Raw genomic sequence first — 7,457 nt, 5'->3', positions numbered from 1 at the left:
CAAGGTCACTCTCTTTCGTGTAGATTTGTTCGCAAACTTATTATACATTAGAAAGCGCCTTGTGCGTTCTTTTATTTTTGAAAAAGTTGTAAAGTGGTGTTTACTAAGAAGAATGAATATTTATTGATAGAGTTTGCAGCATTAAAAGCATATTTAAATAGAACACCAAGAAATTTTTATGCTACTGATATTGAGATTCATTTACATATTCTTGATAAAACGAAATTAGACGCTCAGCAGTTTGAAATTCTTAAAGCTAATTTATTATAGATGTGGATATAATATGAGTGTTATTTTTCAAAAATCTAAAGTGTTGCACCATAAAATGTTTGAAGAAATAATTTGACGAAGATAGAAAATTGATTTATAATTATTTAATGTCTAAAAGGACAAACTTTAATACAAAATAAGCCTTCCGTTTCGGAGGGCTATTTTTATGCAAGTCTTGAAAAAGCCTTATTCTGCGGGCTTTCTTGGATTTCATTTTTTTCTATGATCTGTGCCGACTTCTGAAATTCTCATATACGGAATTGTCTTGGAAAATTTGTATGCACCAAAAACCCCGCCGGAGCAGGGCTGGTATTTTTTCTTATGCTGCGGTGAAGCCCTGTCCTGCAAGTGCCTCTGTCAATTCTTCGTTCTTCTCGCCGCTGAGTTTGCCGTTACGGTCAATGATGTAGCTGTCGATTGCGAAAGCGTATGTGGGGGCTTTCTGATATACCGGAGCCGTTCCGATGAAGTCGCCTACTGCGGTTGCCAGCTCTTTGCGGCGGGGGCCGGTTACATTGTAGCTGATTTCCATGGTGCTGGCTTCCTGATTGGCTTCGGCCTCCTCTGCCGGTTCGGGTTTTTCGGCTGCCTGCTCTGCCGTATCCTCTGCGGTTTCCGGTTCCGCTGTGGCTTCCTCCGGCTCTGCCGCTTTCAGTATCGGAGGTTCTTCCGGGATAATGGCCAGTGCCGTTTCTTCTGGTGCCGGGGTATCGTCTGCTTCTTCCTGCACGGCTTTCTTCTGCGCTTTGGCGGCTGCCTTTTCTGCGCGGGTTACTTTTGCCCTCGGCTCCGGGAATGTCTCCGGAAGTACACCGGATGCGTAATGGATTTCAAAAGTGATCTTGCCGTCCGCAGGTACGTTGAAATGGAAGTCGAGAAGTTCAACCTCTTTGATGCTGTCCGGCAGTTCGATATTCTTGTACCGTTTTACTTCCTTGCTTTCTACCATAAGGCATACTGGAACCGCGTCCCTCAATTTTGCTGTAATTCTTCCTGTCTTCATAATGTTGTCCGCCTTTCTTATTTTGATTTTTTGTATTGGCTTCTTGCCTTGTGAGTGACAGCTTATACATTTTTGGTGTGAAAGCAAGCCTTTTTTCAAAGAAATTTTTCTTTTTCAAAAATATAAAAATGCCAGAACCGGCCAGCCGTAAGGATATTGGCTGGCCGGTTCTATTTGGGTATCATGCCTTTTCAAAAGGTTCTCCGCAGTCTCGCAGGTTACATTGACCTCGCGGGTTGCCCGGATGATGGTGCCGCAGCAGGGGCAAATATATTTGATGCTTCGGTTGATGGATTTTTTGCGCCCGCCTTTGGAGCTTCCGGTTGTCTGCAGGCGACTGGCATGGATGCCGGTATCTCACAGGGCGGATATGATCCATGCTTCGGCTTCCGGAGCCAGGGTCGTAACCGTCCAGCCATATTTGGGATGTTTCTCAATATGCAGGCCGTGGGCCTCGGCAGTGGCTTTGAATTTCATATTGTGGTAATAGCCGTTGTTGCTTACGTCCTGGATATCATGCTGCAGATTATATAGATGGCTCATTTCATAGAGAAGCGTGGCGGCTATTTCTGTAATGGGGCGGTCGAGATATTCGTCGCAAAGGTTGATTTCCCGGTAAAGTTCGTTGTCTGCGTTCCAGATTTCATGGATACTGCACCAGCCGTATGCGCCGCGCCCGCCGTCCGGAGATACGGTAATGGCCGGGCGGGTTAATTTATTGCTGTAAAAGTGCTGATTGAATAGGTCAAACATTTCTTCGGTTTTCTTTACGATTTCGGATATATTAAGCATTTGGTGCCTCCTTAAAATTATGTTTTAATTCTGTGAGTGACAGCTTACGCATTTTTGATGTGAAAGCAACTGTTAAAGGTAGATGCATACAAATTTCTTTGCTGGAATTATATTTTATTGTAATTATTGACATTACAACAAAAAGGGGATAAAATATCAGGAAGGAAAGAGAGGTGTTATTCAATGCAGATTTCAAGCAGATTTACTTTGGCAGTCCATATTTTTGCCTGCATAGATGTATTCAAAGATGATTATAAGGTAACAAGCGATTTTCTGGCAGGAAGCACGAATGTGAATCCGGTGATTGTCCGTAAGATACTGGGGCAATTAAAGGCGGCAGGGCTTGTGGAGGTGGCCAGGGGTTCCGGCGGGGCTTCAATCCCTAAGCCTTTAAGTGAGATTTCTTTTCTTGATATCTACAATGCGGTTGAATGTGTTGAAAACGGAGAATTGTTTCACTTTCACGAGAATCCAAATACAGATTGTCCAGTGGGAAGGAATATCCATGCAGTTTTGGATGATAAGCTGATGCGGGTGCAAAAGGCTATGGAGACCGAGTTGTCTTCCGTCACCCTGGAAGATATCAGGCGGGATACAAAGGGATTAATTGGTTGAAAGAAATTGGAATTTGGGGCTTTGGAGCACTTTTTCAAAGCCTCAAAATTTTTTTTGAAAAATTTTGTTGTAACTATTGATATTACAATAAACCTGTGTTAATGTCTAGTTGTAACAAATGTATTTACAACAAATAAATTACAAAAGGCAGGTATTTATTATGAAGATTGCGGTAGTGTGTGCAAATGGGAAGGCAGGACAGTTGATTACAAAGGAAGCGGTACAACGTGGGCTTGACGTTACGGCAGTTGTACGGGGGGGAAAATAGATCAGTAGCATCCCAGTCCATAAGCAGGGATGTGCTGGATATCACAGCGGAAGACCTGAGAGGCTTTGATGTGGTGGTTGATGCGTTTGGCGCATGGACGGAAGATACACTCCCGCTGCATAGTTCATCCCTGAAAGTTCTGTGTGACGCGCTGTCCGGTACAGATATCCGTTTGTTGGTGGTTGGCGGTGTAGGAAGCCTGTATGTGAATACGGAGCATACGGCCTGCGTTGCCGATGGCCCGGATTTCCCGGATATGTTCAAGCCGCTTGCGGCTGCAATGGCAAAGGCTCTTTCCGAACTTCGGCAGAGAAACGATGTGAAGTGGACTTACATAAGCCCTGCGGGGGATTTCCAGGCGGAAGGTGAGCGCAGCGGCGAGTACATTCTTGGCGGAGAAGAACTGACGCTGAATGAAAAGGGCGAGAGCGTCATCAGCTATGCGGATTATGCCATTGCCATGGTGGATGAGATTATAAAAGGCAGCCATATCCAGGAGCGGATCAGCGTGGTTCGGAAATAGGCCAGGCGTTGTTCAACTGTTACCAAATAAAATTATTATAAAGCATGGAGGTATCTCAAAATGAAAAAAGTAGTGGAATTTTTACAGGCAAACCCGGTTCAGTATCTGGCGACTGTTGGCCGTGACGGCAAGGCAAAGTGCCGCCCGTTCATGTTCTGCTCCCTGCAGGACGGGAAGCTGTGGTTCTGCACCAACAATACGAAGGATGTATATAAGGATATGCAGGCAAACCCGGAGGTTGAGGTGTCTGTTTCTTCCCCTGAGTATGCGTGGATTCGCTTGGCGGGCAAAGCCGTGTTTGAGAATAATATGGCCGTCAAGGAAGGCTGCATGAATAACCCGATTGTCAAAGGGCAGTACCAGACTGCGGACAATCCGATTTTTAAAGTATTCTACCTTGAAGATCCCCATGGTGTGATTGCCGATTTTTCCGGCAATCCCCCGTATGAATTTTAATGCGGGATAAGATATATCTTCGGGGCAGGGTGAAATTCCTGACCGGCAGTATAGTCTGCGACCTGGCGAACGGCTGATACGGTGGAATTCCGTAACCGACGGTTACTGTAAAGGTATGCAGGGAGCCATCCGGCGGATGGTTCCCCGCAACAGTCCGGATGGAAGAAGATATGACAAGGGCTGTTTTGAAAGGGCTCTTAATCCAGATCATATCTCATAGGAGATTTATGAATAAGACAATCATTTTAAAGAGAAAAACAGATATAAAAGTGGATCGCTATCATGCAAGGGCAGTTACCATGACTGCCATGCTTGCGGCAGTTTCGTATATTTTGGCTTTTTTGGAATTTCCTGTCCCGCTGTCCCCGGCATTTGCCCGGATGGAACTGTCGGATTTCCCGGCGCTTATAGGGGCGTTTGCTTTTGGGCCGGTTTCCGGCATCATGATTGGGCTTGTAAAAAATGGGTTGCAGCTGCTATCTACTTCAACGGGAGGTGTTGGGGAGCTGGCAAATTTCCTGATAGGGGCTTCTTATGTGTGGGCGGCGGGCTTTATCTATAGATTTCATGAAACGAAGAAGACGGCATGGGTTTCCTGCATAGCGGGCAGTTCTATTATGGGGATTGCTGCGGCGGCTGCAAATTATTTTATCCTGCTTCCCATGTTCGAGGTATTCATGCCGCTTGACCAGGTGATCGCTTCTTTTAGGGCTTTTATCCCTTTTATCAGGACGAAGCTGGACGTGGTACTGTTTAACGTCCTTCTATTCAATGTACTGAAAGGGCTGGTGATTGGGATTTTTACAATGGTGGTTTATAAAAGGCTTACGCCGGTATTGAAGGGGGTGCATTGAATTATGGAAAGCAAAGTGTATCTGAAAAAACTGGTGGAGGAGTTTCATTCCGCAACAGTGGCTACCATAGGGGCGGACGGCCATCCCCAGACCCGCGTGATTGATATGATGCTCTGGGATGATAGGGGCGTATATTTTTTGACGGCCAAAGGGAAGGAATTTTACAGGCAGATCATGGAGCAGCAGTTTATTGCGGTTTCCGCAACGAAAGGTAAGGCATCTGTCTCCCTGCGGGGGAAAGTGAAAAATATCGGTTCGGAGAGGCCTGATGAGATTTTTGAGAAAAATGTATATATGAAGGAAATTTATCAGGACGATACGTGCGCGGCATTGGAGGTATTCTGAGTGTATGAGGCCAATGGGGAATATTTTGATATCAGCGCCCCATCCCATGTGGTCAGGGACGGCTTTGTAATCGGGGATACAGAGGCAAAGCAGACGGGATATTTTGCAGGCCAGGGCTGTATCGGATGCAAATTGTGTTATTATGTCTGTCCGCAGAAGTGTATCGACATATCGGGTAAACCTGTGGTGATTGACCAGAACCGCTGTCTTCATTGTGGACGGTGCGCGGAAATCTGCCCGAAGCAGGTTATCGAGAAAAGGAGTTAGGAATGGATCAGGGTGAACGGAGGAAGTTTTTGATACGGGAACTGCTGCAGGAAAATGTACAGTACCGGGATGTGGAGATTCCGGCAGGGGAGGAGGAGCAAAGGCAGCTTCTCCGGGGCTTGATGAATGTCCGGCTTCCCGGTCGGATTGGCAGGGAGTTTCTCAAGGTGCAGGATGAATACCTGCAGGCGGAAACGGCTGTGAAAGGGATCACGGAATTGGACGGCTTAAGGCCGGTGGCGGAAGGCATCTACCTCTGGCAGGGGGATATCACCACACTGCGCTGTGACGCGATTGTGAATGCCGCAAACAGCGGCATGACGGGATGTTATGTGCCAAACCACAGATGTATTGATAACTGCATTCATTCTTTCAGCAGGATACAGCTCCGCATGGATTGTGCGGAAATGATGCGGATGCAGGGGCATGAGGAAGAAACGGGGAAGGCTAAAATAACGAAAGCCTATAACCTTCCATGTAGGTATATCCTGCATACGGTGGGGCCGATTATCAGCGGTACTCCCACAAAGACAGACTGTGAACTATTGGCAGGGTGTTACCGTTCCTGCCTGGAGTTGGCGGCGGAAAACGGCCTGGATAGTGTGGCGTTCTGCTGTATCTCTACCGGGGAGTTCCACTTCCCGAATGACAGGGCAGCGCAGATCGCGGTAAGCACGGTTAAGGAATTTATGGCGCAGGAAACAAGTGTAAAGAAGGTGGTTTTTAATGTTTTCAAGGATTTGGACAAAGAGATCTACGGAAGATTACTCTGAGGGGATAGGAAGGCTTGCAGAGGCGGTAAAAGAGGCGGATGCTGTTGTGATAGGCGCAGGTTCCGGTTTATCGACATCGGCGGGGCTTACTTATTCCGGGGAGCGATTTGAAAAGTATTTTGGGGATTTTATAGCGAAATACCATATCTGGGACATGTATTCTGGAGGGTTTTATCCGTACCCTGATCTGGAGGAATACTGGGCATGGTGGAGCAGGCATATTTATTATAACCGCTATGTGGATGCCCTGGAACCGGTCTATCCGAACTTGCATGAGGTGGTTAAGGACAAGGACTATTTTGTGCTGACAACGAATGTAGACCACCAGTTCCAGAAAGCGGGATTTGATAAGAAGTGGCTGTTTTATACCCAGGGGGATTATGGGCTGTGGCAGTGTTCGAAGTCGTGCCATCAGAAGACGTATGATAATGAGGATGTGGTACGGAGGATGATCTCGGAGCAGAAGGATATGAAGATCTCGACGGAGCTGATACCGAAATGTCCCGTCTGCGGTGCGCCTATGACAATGAACCTGCGTTGTGACGGTACTTTTGTGCAGGACGAAGGCTGGTATGCGGCATCAGGGCGGTATGATGATTTTATTCGCCGGCATAAAGAGACGCGTATTTTGTTTTTGGAGCTAGGGGTGGGAGGAAATACCCCGGTTATCATTAAATATCCGTTCTGGCAGATGACGGCGGCGAATCCGAAGGCTGTGTATGCCTGTATCAATTATGGGGAGGCTGTCTGCCCGAAGGATATTGAGGAACAGTCCATATGCCTGAATGGGGATATAGGTGAAGCCATCAGTGATATTCTAAAGTGAACAAGGCATGTAACGGGAGAGGTTTTGGAGATTGAGGTGGAGGATGCTTTGGGGGAGGTGTTGGATAGGTTACAATAAACTGGACAGATTTTTTAAGGTCATATAATAGAAAACCAATAAACAAAGGAGCATCCAATATGACCGAAACAAAACAGAAAAGAAAACCCCGTAAGTACACAGATGAATTTAAGCAGCAGCTAGTGGATTTATACCATTCTGGCAAACGTAGATGCGATATCTGCCGGGAATACGATATCGCCCATTCCCTGTTTGATAAATGGGTAAAGCAGGCGGAACACTCCGGCTCTTTCCACGAAAAGGACAACCGTACACCAGAGCAGCAAGAACTGTTAAAACTCCGCAGGGAAAACCAGCAGCTTAAGATGGAGAACGATATTTTAAAGCAAGCGGCGCTGATCTTAGGACGAAAGTAAATGTGATCAAGGCGAATGCCCACAAATACTC

At 46.5% G+C, this 7,457-nt stretch carries 10 protein-coding genes, 1 pseudogene and 1 riboswitch; of the genes and pseudogenes, 9 read left to right on the top strand and 2 right to left on the bottom strand.

The genetic code is table 11. From position 1 onward, the window contains the following. Positions 1–589: 589 nt before the first annotated feature. Positions 590–1,273, bottom strand: coding sequence for a hypothetical protein (locus ACTO17_RS19180; protein WP_482559055.1), 684 nt, complete (start codon positions 1,271–1,273; stop codon positions 590–592). Positions 1,274–1,630: 357 nt separating this feature from the next. Then, entirely contained in the window at positions 1,631–2,065 is a 435-nt protein-coding gene (locus tag ACTO17_RS19175; RefSeq protein WP_482559054.1) for a SprT-like domain-containing protein, read from the bottom strand. 183 nt (positions 2,066–2,248) lie between these two features. Here ACTO17_RS19175 and ACTO17_RS19170 point away from each other — a divergent pair, with 183 nt between their 5' ends. The 9 genes and pseudogenes from ACTO17_RS19170 to ACTO17_RS19130 all read left to right on the top strand — a co-directional run. Further along, complete coding sequence (locus tag ACTO17_RS19170) at positions 2,249–2,680, top strand: Rrf2 family transcriptional regulator (RefSeq protein WP_482559053.1); 432 nt, start codon at positions 2,249–2,251, stop codon at positions 2,678–2,680. A 227-nt stretch (positions 2,681–2,907) separates the two neighbouring features. Then, on the top strand, positions 2,908–3,471 hold the full coding sequence (locus tag ACTO17_RS19165) for an NAD(P)-dependent oxidoreductase (protein WP_482559052.1): 564 nt from the start codon (positions 2,908–2,910) through the stop codon (positions 3,469–3,471). A 60-nt stretch (positions 3,472–3,531) separates the two neighbouring features. Continuing rightward, complete coding sequence (locus ACTO17_RS19160) at positions 3,532–3,927, top strand: pyridoxamine 5'-phosphate oxidase family protein (protein WP_482559051.1); 396 nt, start codon at positions 3,532–3,534, stop codon at positions 3,925–3,927. Positions 3,928–3,938: 11 nt separating this feature from the next. Next, positions 3,939–4,101: riboswitch (FMN riboswitch) on the top strand. 53 nt (positions 4,102–4,154) lie between these two features. Next, positions 4,155–4,781, top strand: a complete 627-nt coding sequence (locus ACTO17_RS19155) for an ECF transporter S component (protein WP_482559050.1) — start codon at positions 4,155–4,157, stop codon at positions 4,779–4,781. Positions 4,782–4,784: 3 nt separating this feature from the next. Further along, entirely contained in the window at positions 4,785–5,126 is a 342-nt protein-coding gene (locus ACTO17_RS19150; protein WP_482559049.1) for a pyridoxamine 5'-phosphate oxidase family protein, read from the top strand. Then, positions 5,127–5,393 (top strand): ferredoxin family protein, encoded by a 267-nt coding sequence (locus ACTO17_RS19145; protein ID WP_482559048.1) that lies wholly within the window; start codon positions 5,127–5,129, stop codon positions 5,391–5,393. 2 nt (positions 5,394–5,395) lie between these two features. Next, positions 5,396–6,166 (top strand): protein-ADP-ribose hydrolase, encoded by a 771-nt coding sequence (locus ACTO17_RS19140; protein ID WP_172539524.1) that lies wholly within the window; start codon positions 5,396–5,398, stop codon positions 6,164–6,166. Then, on the top strand, positions 6,120–6,992 hold the full coding sequence (locus ACTO17_RS19135; RefSeq protein WP_482559047.1) for an SIR2 family NAD-dependent protein deacylase: 873 nt from the start codon (positions 6,120–6,122) through the stop codon (positions 6,990–6,992). Before ACTO17_RS19140 ends, ACTO17_RS19135 begins: the two co-directional genes overlap by 47 nt. Positions 6,993–7,129: 137 nt before the next feature. Beyond that, a pseudogene (locus ACTO17_RS19130) lies at positions 7,130–7,457 on the top strand (transposase); the annotation flags it as partial.

This window comes from Petralouisia sp., from assembly GCF_056822245.1.
Note: the sequence above shows the minus strand (reverse complement) of the source record. Positions and strands in the feature narration are given on the sequence as shown.